Raw genomic sequence first — 17945 nt, forward strand, 5'->3', positions numbered from 1 at the left:
ATTTTTTTGCGCGCAGGATGTGGATGAAAGTCGTGACAGAACGGTGATCGTACAACCGCCATGGGCTATGATGCGGGCTCTAGTTCGCCGAGAAAGATGGTTCATCATGGAAAACGCCAACACCGCTCCTCGTCTTCCCCGCAAGCGCCGCAGCCTTGCCCAGGAATTGGTCACGGTGTTGTCCGAGCAAATCCGCGACGGCCAACTCAAACGCGGCGATAAGTTGCCCACTGAGTCGGCAATCATGGAGGCCCATGGCGTCAGCCGCACGGTCGTGCGTGAAGCCATCTCACGTTTGCAGGCGGCGGGGCAGGTGGAAACCCGTCACGGTATCGGCACCTTTGTGTTGGACACGCCAAGCCCCAGCGGCTTCCGGATTGATCCGGCCACGGTGGTGACCTTGCGTGATGTGCTGGCGATTCTGGAGTTGCGTATCAGCCTGGAAGTGGAGTCTGCCGGCCTTGCTGCATTGCGTCGCAGCGATGCACAACTGGCGGCCATGCGTGCGGCACTCGACGCCCTGAATGAAAGCGCGGCCCACGCAGGCGATGCGGTGGCATCGGATTTTGCGTTCCACCTGGAAATTGCGCTGTCCACCGGCAACCGCTACTTCACCGACATCATGACCCACCTGGGCACCAGCATCATTCCGCGCACGCGCCTGAATTCGGCGCGTCTGGCCCATGATGACCAGCAGCACTACATGGGCCGCCTGAGCCGCGAACACGAAGAAATTTATGAGGCGATTGCCCGCCAGGATTCGGACGCGGCACGGGCGGCCATGCGCTTGCACCTGACCAACAGCCGCGAGCGGCTGCGCCATGCCCATGAAGAGGCGGAGGCGCAGCGCGGTTAACCGGGCAACCGAGTGGTGTCGGAAATAAATCGATCCACGTGTGGGAGCGGGCTTGCTCGCGAATGCGGTGTGCCAGTCTGCACATGCATCAACTGAAAGAACGCCTTCGCAAGCAAGCCCGCCCCCACATTTAGATCTCCTTGGCCTGGAGTTTTGCGTCGACTTAATTAGCCGGCTGGTTGGGCTTGTAGTCCTTGAGCAGCAGGTAAGTGCTCCAACCCCACCAGTCATTGGTCCAGTGCTTCTCGTTCAGGTCATTCACGTCCTTGCGGCGCAACACCTTGTCTCCTTCCATCTTGAACAGCGGCGAGAAGTTGTTCGCCGGGTTCTGCGCGGCATTCAAGTCCGGCACATGCAGCGGTGCCTTGAAGACGGCCGGAGAGGGCGCGATGCCGCTGATGAAGGTCTCGAAGATCTCATCGGCGGACGCCTGCACCGCGCGTTTGACCATCGTCCGATTGTCCGCGTCGATGGCATCGAAATAACGCTTGTCACCATAGGCATGCCATTGATCGCCCAGGGCATTGCGCACCTTGAGCCCGAACTTGCTGTCTTCATCGTGCATGAAGCGGCTGATCAGCGAACCCAGTTCTCCTGGCGTGACCACCGCCGCCAATTGTTTGCGCGGCACCCGCAGGTGGCCGGCGGAAAACAGGTCAGTCAAAAAGTGATCAGCAAAGCTGTTCATCGCATAGGCCAATTCCAGGGCCTGGTCGGTGCCGGTCTGATGGGCCACGACCGCCTGTTGCAGTGCCGCTGTGTGGCCGGCCAGGTACGCGGACAATGCCCACTCGCCAAAATGGTCAGCGTTGTCGGCTGCTAGTTTCAGGTAGCGACCCAGCGGGAGGAGGGCCGAAACCGCACTGCCGCCGCCGGTGATTCGGTTCCACTCCTCAGACAGCGTATCGCCCAATGCGTCATAGGCTTCGTGGGGTTGTTTGCCGTCCTTGATCGCCTGATTGACTGCGTTGATCTCCTTTTGCATCACCGCGAGGATCTTCTGTGCTTCCTCTCGCGAGGCCGGCAGCACCGCCAATGAGTTAAAAGCCGCGGTGAAGCGTTGCACGCGATCCGCTGCGGACGCGCCGTCGCTGATCGGCTGGCCAGGAATGCCATAGAAGTCTCCGCCCAGCGCGATCACTTGGCCGTAGGTCAGGGCCAGGCCATTGGGCAGGTGCAGTTCGACTTGCCGCGCGGGAATCGCGGGCGCGTTCTTGGCGAATCGCAACAGGGTGTCATCGCCGATAGCGGTGTGTTCACCCCCTTCGAAGCGCAGGGTAGGTGGTTTCTTTTCCGGTGCTGCTAGTTCAAGACCTGACATGTTAGCTCCTTGCTATGTCGTAGGAATCTTCCTTAATAACTGTATGTATATACAGTTGTTTGAAGCATAGAGGAATAATTTCCTACGTCAAGAACACAGGTTTAAACGCGACGCTGCAGCCATCGCCGATGAATTGCAGTTGACGAATCCTTTTATAGTTGTACGATGACGTACGACATCATCAAAACCAACAACAACCTTTCGACAGAAAGTCTTTGCCCAGGGTGTTCGAATAATGAATCCACAAGAACTGAAGTCCATCCTCTCCCACGGTCTGCTGTCTTTCCCCGTGACCGATTTCAATGCGCAGGGTGATTTTCACCCGGCGGGCTACATCAAGCGTCTGGAGTGGCTGGCCCCTTACGGCGCTACTGCCTTATTCGCCGCCGGCGGCACCGGTGAGTTTTTCTCCCTCGCCGCGAGTGAATATTCCCAAGTGGTGAAGACCGCCGTTGATACCTGTGCCACCAGCGTGCCAATCCTCGCCGGTGTTGGCGGTGCGACTCGCCAGGCTATCGAGTACGCCCAAGAAGCCGAACGCCTTGGCGCCAAGGGCTTGTTGCTGTTGCCACACTATTTGACCGAAGCCAGCCAGGACGGCGTTGCCGCCCACGTGGAAGCAGTGTGCAAGTCGGTCAAAATTGGCGTGGTGGTTTACAACCGCAACGTCTGCCGCCTGACCGCGCCATTGCTGGAACGCCTGGCTGAACGCTGCCCGAACCTGATCGGCTACAAGGACGGCCTGGGTGATATCGAGTTGATGGTGTCGATTCGTCGTCGCCTTGGCGACCGTTTCAGCTACCTCGGCGGCCTGCCAACTGCAGAGGTTTACGCTGCTGCCTACAAGGCCCTGGGCGTGCCGGTGTACTCCTCGGCGGTGTTCAACTTCATCCCGAAAACCGCGATGGACTTCTACCACGCGATTGCCAAGGACGATCACGCCACCGTCGCCAAGATCATCGACAACTTCTTCCTGCCTTACCTCGATATCCGTAACCGTAAAGCCGGCTATGCCGTGAGCATCGTCAAGGCGGGTGCGAAAATCGCCGGCTACGACGCAGGCCCGGTGCGCACGCCGCTTACCGACCTGCTGCCGGAAGAGTACGAAGCCCTGGCCGCGCTGATCGACAAGCAAGGTCCGCAGTAACTTATCTACAAGGCCGCTGAGCAATCAGCGGCCTTTTGCGTCAGGAGAAGATTTGTGTCCCAAGCCAAACGTTTTGAAAACTACATCAACGGCGAGTGGGTGGCCGGTTCCGACTACTGCACCAACATCAACCCGTCGGAGTTGTCCGATGTCATCGGCGAATACGCCAAGGCTGACGTCGCTCAAGTCAACGCCGCCATCGACGCCGCCCGTGCCGCCTTTCCGGCCTGGTCGACTTCCGGCATCCAGGCGCGCCACGACGCCCTCGACAAAGTCGGCAGCGAAATCCTCGCCCGCCGTGAAGAACTCGGCACCCTGCTGGCTCGGGAAGAGGGCAAGACCCTGCCCGAAGCCATTGGCGAAGTGACGCGCGCCGGTAACATCTTCAAGTTTTTCGCCGGTGAATGCCTGCGCCTGTCCGGTGACTACGTGCCGTCGGTGCGCCCGGGCGTCAACGTTGAAGTGACCCGCGAAGCCCTCGGTGTGGTCGGCTTGATTACCCCGTGGAACTTCCCGATTGCGATTCCCGCCTGGAAAATCGCCCCAGCCCTGGCCTACGGCAACTGCGTAGTGATCAAACCGGCGGAACTGGTGCCGGGTTGCGCCTGGGCCCTGGCCGAAATCATCTCCCGCGCCGGCTTCCCCGCCGGTGTGTTCAACCTGGTGATGGGCAGTGGCCGTGTGGTCGGCGATGTATTGGTCAACAGCCCGAAAGTCGACGGCATCAGCTTTACCGGTTCGGTCGGCGTGGGGCGTCAGATCGCCGTCAGCTGTGTGTCGCGCCAGGCCAAAGTGCAGTTGGAAATGGGCGGTAAAAACCCGCAGATCATCCTCGATGACGCCGACCTCAAGCAGGCCGTCGAGCTGTCGGTACAGAGCGCGTTCTACTCAACCGGCCAGCGTTGCACCGCCTCAAGCCGCTTGATTGTCACTGCGGGTATCCACGACCAGTTCGTCGCGGCCATGGCCGAGCGCATGCAGTCGATCAAGGTCGGCCACGCGCTGAAAAGCGGCACCGACATTGGCCCGGTGGTCTCCCAGGCTCAGCTGGATCAGGACATGAAATACATCGACATCGGCCAAAGCGAAGGTGCGCGGCTGGTCAGCGGTGGCGGCCTGGTCACCTGCGACACCGAGGGTTACTACCTGGCGCCGACGCTGTTTGCCGACAGCGAAGCCGCCATGCGGATCAGCCGCGAAGAGATCTTTGGCCCCGTGGCCAACGTGGTGCGCGTGGCGGATTACGAAGCGGCGCTGGCCATGGCCAATGACACCGAGTTCGGTTTGTCGGCGGGGATTGCCACCACCTCGCTGAAGTACGCCAACCACTTCAAGCGCCACTCCCAGGCCGGGATGGTGATGGTCAACCTGCCGACCGCCGGTGTGGACTACCACGTGCCGTTCGGTGGGCGTAAGGGTTCATCCTATGGTTCGCGTGAGCAAGGTCGCTATGCGCAAGAGTTCTACACCGTGGTGAAAACCAGCTACATCGGTTCGTAACACGCAACGCCCGTGGGCACCGGCTTCTTCATGAAGCGGTGCTCACACACAACAAGACAATGACCCGCAAAAAAAATAATTAGTGGGAGTACCTCTTCATGCAAGCGACCAAGCCGACCCACGTCCGCTATTTGATCCTGCTCATGCTGTTCCTGGTGACCACGATCAACTACGCCGACCGGGCTACTATCGCCATCGCCGGCTCCAGCCTGCAAAAAGACCTCGGTATCGACGCGGTCACCCTCGGTTACATCTTCTCCGCATTCGGTTGGGCCTACGTCGCCGGGCAAATCCCCGGTGGCTGGTTGCTGGACCGGTTCGGTTCGAAAAAAATCTATGCCCTGAGCATCTTCACCTGGTCGCTGTTCACCGTGCTGCAAGGTTATGTCGGTGAGTTCGGTGTCTCGACTGCCATCGTCGCGCTGTTCATGTTGCGCTTTCTGGTGGGCCTGGCTGAAGCACCCTCGTTTCCCGGAAATGCCCGTATTGTTGCGGCGTGGTTTCCTACGGCTGAGCGCGGCACTGCATCGGCGATCTTCAACTCGGCGCAATACTTCGCCACGGTGCTGTTTGCACCGTTGATGGGTTGGATCGTCTACACCTTCGGCTGGCAGCATGTGTTTATCGTGATGGGCGGTATCGGCATCCTGTTCTCGTTGGTCTGGCTGAAAATTATCCACAGCCCGCGCCAGCATCCGATGATCAACGAGGCTGAGCTCAAGCATATTGCTGAGAACGGTGCGATGGTCGATATGGACCAGGACAAGGGCAAGGGTAAGAAAACTGACGGCCCAAAGTGGGATTACATCCGCCAGTTGCTGACCAACCGCATGATGCTTGGCGTGTACCTCGGCCAATACTGCATCAATGGCATCACGTACTTCTTCCTGACCTGGTTTCCGGTGTACCTGGTGCAGGACCGCGGTATGACCATTCTGAAGGCCGGTTTCATTGCTTCGCTGCCAGCGATTTGTGGTTTTATCGGTGGGGTGCTGGGCGGCGTGATCTCCGACTACCTGCTGCGCAAGGGCCATTCGCTGACGTTTGCGCGCAAGGCGCCGATCATCGGTGGGTTGCTGATTTCCAGCAGCATCGTGGCCTGCAACTATGTCGACATCGAGTGGATGGTCGTGGGTTTTATGGCGTTGGCCTTCTTCGGCAAGGGCGTTGGCGCACTGGGTTGGGCGGTGGTGTCCGACACCTCGCCGAAACAAATCGCCGGCCTCAGTGGCGGCTTGTTCAACATGTTTGGCAACCTGGCGTCGATCAGTACGCCTATCGTGATCGGCTACATCATCAGCACCACCGGCTCGTTCAAGTGGGCGCTGGTGTTCGTCGGCGCCAACGCCTTGGTGGCGGTGTTCAGTTACCTGGTGATTGTCGGCCCGATCAAGCGTGTGGTGCTCAAAGAGCCACCCAGCAAAGGGCCTGAACTGACTAAATTCACCGAAGCGCACTCTTGAGGGGCGATGTAATGCAGTTGATTGAACATGCCGACTCGCCGCGCTCGATCCGTTTGCACGAGCGTGACAACGTGGTGATCGTGGTCAACGACCAGGGCGTACCGGCCGGGACCGAGTTTCCGGACGGCCTGGTGACTGTGGATTTCATCCCGCAGAGCCACAAGGTGACGCTGGAAGATATCCCTGAGGGCGGTCAGATTATTCGCTATGGCCAGACCATCGGTTACGCCCTGGCGCCGATTCCGCGGGGCAGTTGGGTGCAGGAAGACCAACTGCGCATGCCCACCGCGCCACCGCTGGACAGCTTGCCGCTGTCCACTGAAGTGCCTGACACCCAGGCGCCATTGGAAGGCTTTACCTTCGAGGGCTATCGCAACGCCGACGGCACCGTGGGCACACGCAATATTCTCGGTATCACCACCACCGTGCAGTGCGTTACCGGCGTGCTGGACCATGCGGTCAAGCGTATCAAGGACGAATTGCTGCCCAATTACCCGAACGTCGATGACGTGGTGGCGCTGACCCACAGTTACGGCTGCGGCGTGGCGATCACCGCAACGGATGCGTATATCCCGATCCGCACTGTGCGCAACCTGGCGCGTAATCCGAACCTGGGGGGCGAGGCTTTGGTCATCAGCCTGGGCTGCGAGAAATTGCAGGCCGGGCAGGTGATGCACGACAACGACAGCTCGGTCGACCTTAGCGAGCCCTGGCTGTATCGGCTGCAGGATTCCAGCCACGGCTTTACCGAGATGATCGAGCAGATCATGGCGCTGGCCGAGGTCCGTTTGAAAAAACTCGACCAGCGCCGCCGTGAAACCGTGCCTGCGTCGGAACTGATCCTGGGCATGCAATGTGGTGGCAGCGATGCGTTTTCCGGCATCACTGCCAACCCGGCGTTGGGGTATGCCTCGGATCTGCTGCTGCGGGCCGGGGCGACCGTGATGTTTTCCGAAGTGACTGAAGTGCGTGATGCGATATATCTGCTGACGTCCCGTGCTGAAAGCAAAGAAGTTGCCCAGGCGCTTGTAAGAGAAATGGACTGGTACGACCGTTACCTGGCCAAGGGCGAGGCGGACCGCAGTGCCAACACCACGCCGGGCAACAAAAAGGGTGGCTTGTCGAATATCGTCGAGAAGTCCTTGGGCTCCATCGTCAAATCCGGCAGCAGCGCGATCAATGGCGTGCTCGGCCCGGGCGAGCGGTTCAACGGCAAGGGCCTGATTTTTTGCGCGACGCCGGCCAGTGACTTTGTGTGCGGCACCTTGCAACTGGCGGCCGGGATGAACCTGCATGTGTTCACCACCGGGCGTGGTACGCCTTACGGGCTGGCGATGGCACCCGTGGTGAAGGTTTCGACGCGTACGGAATTGGCGCAGCGCTGGCCGGACCTGATCGATATTGACGCCGGGCGCATTGCCACCGGGCGTGCGACGATCGAGGAGTTGGGATGGGAGTTGTTCCACTTCTACCTGGACGTGGCCAGCGGCAAGAAGCAGACGTGGGCCGAGCAGCACAAGCTGCATAACGACATTACGTTGTTCAACCCTGCGCCCATTACCTGAGACCGAGTCGCCTGAACTCGCGAGCAAGTCCGCTCCCACCTTTGGCCGAATTCCAGCATGAGAATGCAGCCAAGGGTGGAAGTGGGGTCGCGCGCGAAGGTGGCCTACCAGACGCCGCACGGCCGCATGGCTTATCATTGGCCCTCTGATGACGCTCACCAAGGTTCTCCCCGGCATGCTGGCAATCTTCCTCACCACCCTCACCATCACCGCGCCGGTGTTTGCCATGCTGTTCCTCGGTGTGCTGCTCAAGCGCATCAACTGGATCAACGACAACTTTATCCACACCGCCTCGTCCCTGGTATTCAACGTCACCATGCCGGCGCTGTTGTTCCTGGGCATCCTGCATGCCGACCTGCACTCGGCGCTCAAGCCAGGTTTGCTGATCTACTTTGCCGTCGCCACACTGCTGAGCTTTGCCCTGGCCTGGGGCTGGGCGATCTTGCGTTGCCCGCGTGAAGACCGTGGCATCTACACCCAGGGCGCGTTTCGCGGCAATAACGGCGTGATCGGCCTGGCGCTGGCGGCCAGCATGTACGGTGACTACGGCATTTCCCTTGGCGCGATCCTCGCGGCACTGGTGATTCTGTTCTACAACACGCTGTCGACCATCGTGCTGGCGGTGTACAGCCCGGTGATCAAGTCCGACCCCTGGAGCATCTTCAAAAGTGTGGTGGCCAACCCGCTGATCATCAGCGTGATTGCGGCTGCGCCGTTCGCTATTTTCAAGATCGGCTTGCCTGGCTGGCTGGAGTCGTCCGGCCAGTACCTGGCGGACATGACCCTGCCGCTGGCACTGATCTGCATCGGCGGCACCCTGTCGCTGGCGGCCCTGCGGAAAAGCGGGAGCATGGCCTTGAGTGCCAGCCTGGTGAAGATGATCGGCCTGCCGCTGGCGGCGACGCTTGGCGCCTGGTTGCTGGGCTTTCGCGGGCCGGAACTGGGGATTCTGTTTTTATATTTCGGCGCGCCGACTGCGGCGGCGAGTTTCGTCATGGCCAGGGCGGCCGAGGGTAATCATGAACTGGCGGCGGCGATTATTGTGATCACCACGCTGATGGCGGCGGTGACCACCAATATCGGAATTTTCGTGTTGCAGGCGGGGGGCTGGATCTAAACGTTGCGGTGTGTCTGAGGGCCATTCGCGAGCAAGCCCGCTGCCACATTTGGCCGTGTTCCAACCTGAGAATGCAGTCAAATGTGGCAGTAGGCTTGCTCGCGAAAGCTATCTGACCGTCACTGCTGATCTGCCTGATACGCCTCAATCACTTCCTGCGCCGCGCGAAACGCGTCAATCGCCGCTGGCACGCCCGCATACACCGCGCAATGCAGGAGTGCTTCGCGAATCTCCTCCACCGTGCAGCCATTGTTCAGCGCGCCACGTACGTGGCCCTTAAGCTCTTGCGGGCATTTGAGCGCCGTGAGGGCGGCGAGGGTGATCAGGCTGCGCGTCTTCAATGGCAGACCTTCGCGGTTCCACACGCTGCCCCAGGCATGTTCGTTGACGAAATCCTGCAGCGGCTGGGTGAACTCGGTGGCATTGCCCAGGGCGCGATCGACGAACACATCGCCCATTACCTGACGACGCATTTCAACCCCGGGCTTTTTCTGATCGGTCATTGCGATTCCCTCTTGTGTTGGCGGCGCCAGGCTCGCAGCGTGCTGAGTATCAGAAAAACCACCAGCGCCGGCAGGATGTAATACAGCATCAAGTGTTCAAGCTTGGTGGCCAGGGGCGTGCCGAACGTGAACGACACCACGTGCAGCCCGTACACCAGGTACAGACCCAGAAACACCAGGCCTTCGGCGCGCGTGACGCGATAGCCGGTGTAGAACACCGGCAGGCACAGCACCACCACGCCGAGCATCACCGGCAGGTCGAAGTCCAGGGCGTTGGGCGACACCGACAGTGGAGAGGGCGCCACCACGGCGGTAAACCCCAGCACGCCCAACAGATTGAACAGGCTGCTGCCGATCACATTGCCCACGGCGATCTCGCGCTGGCCGCGCAGGGCGGCAATCAGCGAGGTGGCCAGGCATGGCAGCGAGGTGCTGACACCGATGAGCGTCAGGCCGATGATGCGCTCCGAGAGGCCCAGGTCGCTCGCCACATCCACGGCCGCGCCCAGCAGCAGATGCCCGGCCAGCACCAGAATCAACAGCCCGCCCAGTATCAGCAATACGCTGCTCAGCCAGGGCGCCCTGGCGACGGTGTCCAATGTGCGCGGGCGGCGGGAATGGCGGGTTTGGTAGTGCAGCACGCCGAGGTAAGCCATCAGGGCCGCGAGCAGTAACAGGCCGTCAACGGGCGTCAGCTCTTCATTGGCCGAGAGGGTAAACACCAGCAGGGCAGCGAAAATCATCACCGGAATGTCCAGGCGCACCAGTTGCCGTGATACCCGCAGGGGGATGATCAGCGCGGACAGGCCCAGGGTGACGAGGATATTGAAGATGCTGCTGCCGATCACGCTGCCCACCGCGATGTCGGTATTGCCGGCCAGGGTGGCTTGCAAACTGACGGTCATCTGCGGCGCACTGCTGCCGAAGGCGACGATGCTCAAACCGATGATCAGCGGCCGTACCTTGAGGCTGGCCGCCAGGCGCACGGCGGCGCGCACCAGGATTTCGGCGCCGATAATCAGCAACACCAGGCCGCTGATCAATTCGAGCAGGCTGAAGGGCGAAAGGGCGGTTAGTCCGAAAATGGCCAGGGCTCCTGTCAGTTGCTCAGCGCTTGCACGCGAACCCGTGCGGTTCCGCTGCCCAGCATACCGAGCTGTCCGGCAGCCTTGCGTGAAACATCAATCAGGCGGCCACGAGTATGCGGGCCGCGATCATTGATGCGCAGTACCACGGATTTGTTGTTGTCGAGATTGGTCACCTTGACCCGGGTGCCGAAAGGCAGGCGCCGATGAGCGGCGGTCAGGGCGTTCTGGTTGAAAGGTTCACCGCTGGCGGTTCGGTTGCCATGGTGCTTGGCGCCGTAATACGAAGCGGTGCCGGTTTCGTCGTAGCCGTTGGGGTCGATGAGGCCGCTGGCGCAACCGGCCAGCAGGGAGAACAGGGCCAGTAGGCCGAGTAGACGCTTCATCATCAATGCTGCCCCGTATCAAATGTGGGAGCGGGCAAGCCCGCTCCCACACGGGTCCGAGTTGGGCATGAAATCCCATTCGGACCCTTCATCGTTATCAGCCTTCGAGCTTGCTTTTGAGCAGTTCGTTCACCTGTTGCGGGTTGGCTTTGCCTTTGGAGGCTTTCATCGCCTGGCCGACAAAGAAGCCGAACATCTTGCCGCGCTTGGCTTCGTCTGCCGCACGGTATTGTTCAACTTGCTCAGCATTGGCGGCGAGCATCTCATCGAGTACGGCCGAGATCGCGCCGCTGTCGGTGACTTGCTTAAGGCCGCGCTTGTCGATGATGTCGTCGGCGCTGCCTTCGCCGCTCGCCATCGCTTCGAACACGGTCTTGGCGATTTTGCCGGAGATGGTGTTGTCCTTGATGCGCAGCAGCATGCCGCCCAGTTGCTCGGCGGTAACCGGTGCTTCGTCGATTTCCAGGCCCTGCTTGTTCAACAGGCTGCCCAGCTCAACCATGACCCAGTTGGCCGCCAGTTTGGCGTCGCCAGCAATGCTCACGACTTTTTCGAAGTAGTTGGCTTGCTCTCGGCTGGACGCCAACACGCTGGCGTCGTAGACCGACAGGCCGAACTGCTCTTGGAAGCGCTCGCGTTTTTGCTGCGGCAATTCCGGCAGGGTGGCACGGATGTCATTGAGGAACGAATCCTCAAGGACCACCGGCAACAGGTCCGGGTCGGGGAAGTAACGGTAGTCGTTGGCTTCCTCTTTGCTGCGCATGGCGCGGGTTTCATCTTTGTTCGGATCGTACAGGCGGGTTTGCTGGATTACCTTGCCGCCGTCTTCGATCAGCTCGATCTGGCGACGCACTTCACTGTTGATCGCCTTCTCGATGAAGCGGAATGAGTTGACGTTCTTGATCTCGCAGCGGGTGCCGAACTCGACCTGGCCTTTTGGACGGATCGACACGTTACAGTCGCAACGCAGCGAGCCTTCGGCCATGTTGCCGTCGCAGATGCCCAGATAACGCACCAGCGCGTGGATGGTCTTGACGTAGGCCACGGCTTCCTTGGCGCTGCGCATGTCCGGCTCGGAGACGATTTCCAGCAACGGCGTGCCGGCACGGTTCAGGTCGATGCCGGTGGCCCCTGGGAATTCTTCGTGCAGGCTCTTGCCGGCATCTTCTTCCAGGTGCGCGCGGGTCACGCCAACACGCTTGATGGTGCCGTCTTCCAGCGGGATGTCCAGGTGGCCCTTGCCGACGATCGGCAGCTCCATCTGGCTGATCTGGTAGCCCTTGGGCAGGTCCGGGTAGAAGTAGTTCTTGCGCGCGAACACGTTGTGCTGGCCGATCTCGGCGTCAATCGCCAGGCCGAACATCACCGCCATGCGCACCGCTTCCTGGTTCAGCACCGGCAGTACGCCGGGCATGCCCAGGTCGACCAGGCTGGCCTGGGTGTTGGGCTCTGCGCCGAACGTGGTGGCGCTACCGGAGAAAATCTTCGATTGGGTGGCGAGCTGGGTATGAATCTCCAGCCCGATCACAACTTCCCATTGCATAGTGTGCTCCTCAGAAGCCGGTAGGGGTGCGAGTGTGCCAGTCAGTGTTCAACTGGTACTGGTGCGCCACATTGAGCAAGCGGCCTTCCTGGAAATACGGGGCGAGCAATTGCACGCCGACCGGCAGGCCATCGACGAAACCGGCAGGCATGGACAAGCCCGGCAAGCCCGCGAGGTTAGCGGTGATGGTGTACAGGTCTTCCAGGTACTCGGCGATTGGGTCGCCGGTCTTGGCGCCAATCTTCCAGGCCGGGTTCGGCGTGGTTGGGCCGAGGATCACATCAACTTCTTCAAAAGCGGCCATGAAGTCGTTCTTGATCAGGCGACGGATTTTTTGCGCCTTGAGGTAGTACGCGTCGTAGTAGCCGGCCGACAGTGCGTAGGCACCGACCATGATGCGGCGTTGTACTTCGGCACCGAAGCCTTCGCCCCGGGAGCGTTTGTACAGGTCGGTCAGGTCTTTCGGGTTTTCACAGCGGTAGCCGAAACGTACGCCGTCGAAACGCGACAGGTTGGAGGAGGCTTCAGCAGGCGCGATCACGTAGTACGCAGGAATCGCGTGCTGGTTGTTCGGCAGGCTGACTTCCTTGATCACCGCGCCGAGCTTTTCCAGCTCCTTGACACTGTTGTGCACTAGTTCGGCGATGCGCGGGTCGAGGCCGGCGCTGAAATACTCTTTCGGCACGCCGATACGCAGGCCTTTGATCGACGTATTCAGGCTGGCGCTGTAGTCCGGCACTGGCTCATCGATGCTGGTGGAGTCCTGTTTATCGAACCCGGCCATACCTTGTAACAATATTGCGCAGTCTTCGGCAGTGCGTGCCAACGGGCCGCCCTGATCCAGGCTGGAGGCGTAGGCGATCATGCCCCAGCGGGAAACACGACCGTAGGTCGGTTTAAGGCCGGTGAGGTTGGTAAACGCGGCAGGCTGACGGATCGAGCCGCCGGTGTCGGTTGCCGTGGCGGCCGGCAGAAAGCGCGCGGCAACGGCGGCAGCTGAACCACCCGACGAACCGCCGGGCACGTGTTCCAGGTTCCACGGGTTTTTCACCGCGCCGTAGTAGCTCGACTCGTTGGCCGAACCCATGGCGAATTCGTCCATGTTGGTCTTGCCCAGGGTCACGGCCCCGGCGGTAGCCAGCTTGGACACCACGGTGGCGTCGTAGGGCGCCTTGAAGTTGTCGAGCATCTTCGAGCCGCAGCTGGTGCGAATGCCCTGGGTGCAGAACAAGTCTTTGTGGGCGATCGGTGCGCCCAGCAGCGCGCCATTTTCACCGTTGGCGCGACGCACGTCGGCGGCCTTGGCCTGGCTCAAGGCCAGCTCTTCGGTGAGGCTGATGAAGCTGTTGACCTTGGGGTCGAGCTCGGCGATGCGCGCAAGCAGGGTCTTGGTCAGCTCTTCGGAAGAAAACTTTTTATCGGCGAGACCGCGGGCGATCTCGGCCAGAGTCATGTGATGCATTGCAGGCTCTTTCCCTTTAGTCGATGACTTTCGGAACCAGATACAGGCCGTTTTCGACCGCTGGCGCGATGGACTGGTAGGCCTCGCGATTATTTCGCTCGGTCACAACGTCTGCACGCAGGCGCTGGCTGGCTTCCAGTGGGTGAGCCAGGGGCTCGATGCCGTCGGTATTGACGGCCTGCATTTGGTCAGCAAGCCCGAGAATGCTGTTCAAGGCTGCGGTGGTCTGTGGAAGATCGGCTTCATTCAGGCCAAGCGAGGCCAGATGAGCGATTTTTTCCACGTCGGAGCGTTCAAGCGCCATGGGATTCTCCAGTGGAAAACAGAACGGAGGGCGTCCGTGTGTTAGATTGTCGGAACACTACCGCATTTCTACGGTCATAAGGCCGCGATTGTGGGGGTTGGTGCACAGAAAGTCGGCCAATTTAGCACATTGGCGCCTTGCCCAAAATCCCTGTCGTTGTTAGAGTTTGCCGCACTTTTTTACCCACGCGTTGCCTAGGGTCCTTTCCCCATGTTCAAGAAACTGCGTGGCATGTTTTCCAGCGATCTTTCCATTGACCTGGGCACTGCCAACACCCTTATTTACGTGCGCGAGCGCGGTATCGTTCTGAATGAGCCATCGGTTGTGGCCATTCGGACCCATGGTAATCAGAAAAGTGTCGTTGCCGTTGGCACCGAGGCCAAGCGCATGCTCGGCCGAACACCAGGCAATATCGCTGCCATTCGTCCGATGAAAGACGGCGTGATCGCCGACTTCAGCGTCTGCGAGAAGATGCTGCAGTACTTCATCAACAAAGTTCACGAAAACAGTTTTCTGCAGCCCAGCCCTCGTGTGCTGATCTGCGTTCCGTGCAAGTCCACCCAGGTGGAGCGTCGTGCCATCCGTGAATCGGCCCTTGGTGCCGGTGCTCGCGAAGTGTTCCTGATCGAAGAACCCATGGCTGCCGCTATCGGCGCCGGTTTGCCGGTTGAGGAAGCGCGCGGTTCGATGGTGGTCGATATCGGTGGTGGTACCACTGAAATCGCCCTGATTTCCCTGAACGGTGTGGTGTATGCCGAATCCGTGCGCGTAGGCGGCGACCGCTTCGACGAAGCGATCATCACTTATGTACGCCGTAACTACGGCAGCCTGATCGGTGAATCCACTGCTGAGCGCATCAAGCAGGAAATCGGCACCGCTTACCCGGGCGGCGAAGTTCGCGAAGTCGATGTTCGCGGTCGCAACCTGGCCGAAGGCGTTCCACGTGCCTTCACCCTGAACTCCAATGAAGTGCTGGAAGCTCTGCAAGAGTCCCTGGCCACTATCGTTCAGGCTGTGAAGAGCGCCCTGGAGCAATCGCCGCCGGAACTGGCTTCCGACATCGCCGAGCGTGGCCTGGTGCTGACCGGTGGTGGCGCTTTGCTGCGTGACCTCGACAAGCTGCTGGCCCAGGAAACCGGTCTGCCGGTGATTGTTGCCGAAGACCCGCTGACCTGCGTCGCTCGTGGCGGTGGCCGTGCACTGGAAATGATGGATAAACACACCATGGACCTGCTCTCCAGCGAATAAGATTGCTTGGGTGGTTCATGCTTCGCCCGCAGGCAGCACTTTGCAGTGCTGCCTGTTGGCGTTTATCTTCTTCAATCTGCATCCAGGCCGGTTTGATGCCGTATGAATAAAGAGAACATTTGCCTGGGAGGAGCGGCTTATTAAACCGCTTTTCGCCAAAGGCCCCTCATTGGGCGTGCGCTTATTGGTGCTGGTCGTGCTTTCGGTCGCGCTGATGGTGGTCGATGCCCGCTTTGCACTGCTCAAGCCCGTGCGTAGCCAGATGTCGCTGGTGTTGATGCAGACTTACTGGATCACCGACCTGCCGCAACGTCTCTACCAGGGCGTGGCCAGCCAATTCGGCAGCCGCACCGAGCTGGTCGCCGAGAACGAAAAACTCAAGACTGAAAACCTGCTGCTGCAGGGGCGCATGCAAAAGCTGGCGGCCCTCACCGAGCAGAACGTTCGGCTGCGCGAGTTGCTCAATTCGTCCGCACTGGTGAACGAAAAGGTCGAGGTCGCCGAGTTGATCGGCATGGACCCCAACCCGTTTACCCATCGCATCATCATCAATAAGGGTGAGCGCGACGGTGTGGTCCTCGGTCAGCCGGTGCTCGACGCCCGTGGCCTGATGGGCCAGGTGGTTGAACTGATGCCTTACACCTCACGGGTATTGCTGCTCACGGACACAACCCACAGCATTCCCGTACAGGTCAACCGTAATGGCTTGCGTGCGATTGCCAGCGGCACAGGTAACCCGGAGCGCCTTGAATTGCGGCATGTGGCAGACACTGCCGACATCAAGGAAGGCGACCTGCTGGTCAGCTCCGGCCTGGGTCAGCGTTTCCCGGCGGGTTACCCGGTCGCGACGGTCAAGGAAGTGATCCACGATTCCGGCCAGCCATTTGCGATCGTCCGCGCCGTACCGACTGCCGCCCTGAACCGCAGCCGCTACCTGCTGTTGGTCTTCAGCGACAACCGTACCCCGGAAGAGCGCGTCAACGACGCCGCCCAGGCCCAGGAAGCAGAAGACAAGCAGAACGGCACTGCGCCGGTCATTCCTGCCACGGTGCCAAAACCAGCGTTCGTGGGGCCGCCTGCGCCCGCAGCCACCCCGGCAGCACCTGTGGCAACGCCGGCCAAGCCAGCAGTTCACAGCGCGCGTGCGGCCAAGCCGGTTGCAACCAAACCGCCTGTGTCGGCGCCCGCTGCCACCACCCCGGCGGCTAAACCGCCTGCCGCTGTGGCCCCGGCAACCCGTTCACCGGCCGCGGCCCCGGCAACCACGCGGCAGAGGGAGGAATAATGGCCGGTACTCATTCGCGCAATGGCTGGATCGTCTGGCTGACCTTCGCCATCGGCTTGCTGTTAAGCGTTTCGCCGCTGCCGCAATTCATGGAAATCCTGCGACCGCTCTGGCTCGCGTTGTTGCTTGCCTTCTGGTCGCTGACCCTGCCGCATAAAGTCGGGATGGTCACGGCGATGTGCCTGGGCTTGGCGGAAGACGTGCTCTATGGCACCTTGCTGGGCCAGAACGCATTGATCCTGACCCTGATTACGTTCCTGGTACTGTCACTGCAACAGCGACTGCGGATGTTCCCGATGTGGCAGCAGTGCCTGGTGATCCTGGTGATCTTCGGCCTGGCGCAGTTGGTGCAACTGTGGCTCAGCGCCTTGACCGGTAACCGTCAGCCAACCCTCGCGTTGGTGTTGCCAGCCCTGGTCAGTGCGCTGCTGTGGCCTTGGGTCAGTTTCGGTCTGCGTGGATTACGTCGTCGCTATAAAATCAATTGAATGGATTGCGAGGCTCTGCCTGGTTATCGAACCCTACAGGGAGAGTCTGGAATGAATTCGCTTTATCTGGCCTCGGGCTCCCCAAGGCGGCGTGAACTGCTGACCCAGATCGGTGTGCCATTCACCGTGGTCAGCGCCGCTATTGATGAAACTCCTCTTACAAACGAATCCGCCGTTGCCTACGTCGAGCGCCTTGCTCGGGGTAAGGCGACGGCGGGTTTTTCTGCGCTTGAACAACCCTCCGGCGTCTGTGTGCTGGGGGCCGACACTGCCGTCATCGTTGATGGTCAGATCTTGGGCAAGCCCGTGGATCAAGCGGATGCCCTGGCGATGTTGCTGGCTCTTTCCGATCGAGAACATGAAGTGCTCACCGCCATTGCCGTCACTGACGGCCAGCGCTGCGAAACTCGGTGTGTAAGCAGTCGCGTACGGTTTCGTGGGATTTGTGTCGAGGAGGCTACAACCTACTGGCACAGTGGTGAGCCACAGGACAAAGCCGGCGGCTATGCTATCCAAGGGCTGGGGTCGGTGTTCGTCGCCGGACTCAATGGCAGCTATTCCGCTGTGGTAGGCCTGCCGGTGTGCGAAACCGCGCAACTGCTTGGCCAATTCGGCATACCCTGTTGGCAAAACCTTACCGCGCGCTGAACGCCTTACTTGCGCGCCAAGCCT

The 17945-nt window shown here is 60.4% G+C and carries 17 protein-coding genes; 10 read left to right on the plus strand and 7 right to left on the minus strand.

Annotated features, from left to right (window positions below):
* The first annotated feature begins 106 nt into the window (after nt 1-106).
* On the plus strand, nt 107-856 hold the full coding sequence (locus A7D21_RS24155; RefSeq protein WP_053254393.1) for a FadR/GntR family transcriptional regulator: 750 nt from the start codon (nt 107-109) through the stop codon (nt 854-856).
* 163 nt (nt 857-1019) lie between these two features.
* Here the strand turns inward: A7D21_RS24155 and A7D21_RS24160 are convergent, their stop codons facing one another.
* The gene (locus A7D21_RS24160) at nt 1020-2177 is read right to left on the minus strand and encodes a phospholipase (RefSeq protein ID WP_069552858.1); all 1158 of its coding nucleotides are present in this window, start codon (nt 2175-2177) and stop codon (nt 1020-1022) included.
* Between the two features lie 235 nt (nt 2178-2412).
* Between A7D21_RS24160 and kdgD the strand changes: the two genes are divergently transcribed.
* The 5 genes from kdgD to A7D21_RS24185 all read left to right on the plus strand — a co-directional run bounded on the left by kdgD (nt 2413) and on the right by A7D21_RS24185 (nt 8969).
* Nucleotides 2413-3324, plus strand: a complete 912-nt coding sequence (kdgD, locus tag A7D21_RS24165; protein ID WP_053254395.1) for a 5-dehydro-4-deoxyglucarate dehydratase — start codon at nt 2413-2415, stop codon at nt 3322-3324.
* Nucleotides 3325-3378: 54 nt separating this feature from the next.
* Entirely contained in the window at nt 3379-4824 is a 1446-nt protein-coding gene (locus tag A7D21_RS24170; protein ID WP_053254396.1) for an aldehyde dehydrogenase family protein, read from the plus strand.
* Between the two features lie 98 nt (nt 4825-4922).
* Nucleotides 4923-6287 carry an MFS transporter gene (locus A7D21_RS24175; RefSeq protein WP_053254397.1) on the plus strand — a complete coding sequence of 455 codons (1365 nt, stop codon included), beginning with the start codon at nt 4923-4925 and terminating at the stop codon, nt 6285-6287.
* A gap of 11 nt (nt 6288-6298) precedes the next feature.
* On the plus strand, nt 6299-7852 hold the full coding sequence (garD, locus tag A7D21_RS24180; protein ID WP_069552859.1) for a galactarate dehydratase: 1554 nt from the start codon (nt 6299-6301) through the stop codon (nt 7850-7852).
* Nucleotides 7853-8027: 175 nt separating this feature from the next.
* Nucleotides 8028-8969 carry an AEC family transporter gene (locus A7D21_RS24185; RefSeq protein ID WP_053254399.1) on the plus strand — a complete coding sequence of 314 codons (942 nt, stop codon included), beginning with the start codon at nt 8028-8030 and terminating at the stop codon, nt 8967-8969.
* A gap of 119 nt (nt 8970-9088) precedes the next feature.
* Here A7D21_RS24185 and A7D21_RS24190 read toward each other — a convergent pair whose 3' ends face one another.
* From A7D21_RS24190 to gatC, 6 genes are all read right to left on the minus strand, one after another.
* On the minus strand, nt 9089-9472 hold the full coding sequence (locus tag A7D21_RS24190) for a carboxymuconolactone decarboxylase family protein (RefSeq protein ID WP_053254400.1): 384 nt from the start codon (nt 9470-9472) through the stop codon (nt 9089-9091).
* Nucleotides 9469-10515, minus strand: coding sequence for a calcium/sodium antiporter (locus A7D21_RS24195; protein ID WP_083272230.1), 1047 nt, complete (start codon nt 10513-10515; stop codon nt 9469-9471). The genes A7D21_RS24190 and A7D21_RS24195 overlap by 4 nt, the downstream gene beginning before the upstream one ends.
* Before the next feature lie 56 nt (nt 10516-10571).
* On the minus strand, nt 10572-10943 hold the full coding sequence (locus tag A7D21_RS24200) for a septal ring lytic transglycosylase RlpA family protein (protein WP_053255340.1): 372 nt from the start codon (nt 10941-10943) through the stop codon (nt 10572-10574).
* A 97-nt stretch (nt 10944-11040) separates the two neighbouring features.
* Entirely contained in the window at nt 11041-12486 is a 1446-nt protein-coding gene (gene gatB, locus A7D21_RS24205) for an Asp-tRNA(Asn)/Glu-tRNA(Gln) amidotransferase subunit GatB (protein ID WP_053254402.1), read from the minus strand.
* A 10-nt stretch (nt 12487-12496) separates the two neighbouring features.
* Nucleotides 12497-13948: an Asp-tRNA(Asn)/Glu-tRNA(Gln) amidotransferase subunit GatA gene (gene gatA, locus A7D21_RS24210; RefSeq protein ID WP_053254403.1), complete on the minus strand. Its 1452-nt coding sequence runs from the start codon at nt 13946-13948 to the stop codon at nt 12497-12499.
* Nucleotides 13949-13964: 16 nt separating this feature from the next.
* A complete protein-coding gene (gene gatC / locus A7D21_RS24215; protein ID WP_053254404.1) occupies nt 13965-14252 on the minus strand; it encodes an Asp-tRNA(Asn)/Glu-tRNA(Gln) amidotransferase subunit GatC in 288 nt (95 codons plus the stop codon).
* Between the two features lie 210 nt (nt 14253-14462).
* On the opposite strand from gatC, the gene mreB reads away from it, so the two are divergent.
* The 4 genes from mreB to A7D21_RS24235 all read left to right on the plus strand — a co-directional run bounded on the left by mreB (nt 14463) and on the right by A7D21_RS24235 (nt 17921).
* A complete protein-coding gene (mreB, locus tag A7D21_RS24220) occupies nt 14463-15500 on the plus strand; it encodes a rod shape-determining protein MreB (RefSeq protein ID WP_002555108.1) in 1038 nt (345 codons plus the stop codon).
* 139 nt (nt 15501-15639) lie between these two features.
* Complete coding sequence (gene mreC, locus A7D21_RS24225; RefSeq protein WP_078827746.1) at nt 15640-16785, plus strand: rod shape-determining protein MreC; 1146 nt, start codon at nt 15640-15642, stop codon at nt 16783-16785.
* Nucleotides 16785-17273: a rod shape-determining protein MreD gene (mreD, locus tag A7D21_RS24230; protein ID WP_017138250.1), complete on the plus strand. Its 489-nt coding sequence runs from the start codon at nt 16785-16787 to the stop codon at nt 17271-17273. Before mreC ends, mreD begins: the two co-directional genes overlap by 1 nt.
* 51 nt (nt 17274-17324) lie before the next feature.
* Entirely contained in the window at nt 17325-17921 is a 597-nt protein-coding gene (locus tag A7D21_RS24235; protein WP_053254406.1) for a nucleoside triphosphate pyrophosphatase, read from the plus strand.
* The last annotated feature ends 24 nt before the right edge of the window (nt 17922-17945 follow it).

The sequence above is a fragment of the Pseudomonas sp. AP19 genome (assembly GCF_001728855.1).
GTDB lineage: Bacteria > Pseudomonadota > Gammaproteobacteria > Pseudomonadales > Pseudomonadaceae > Aquipseudomonas > Aquipseudomonas fluorescens.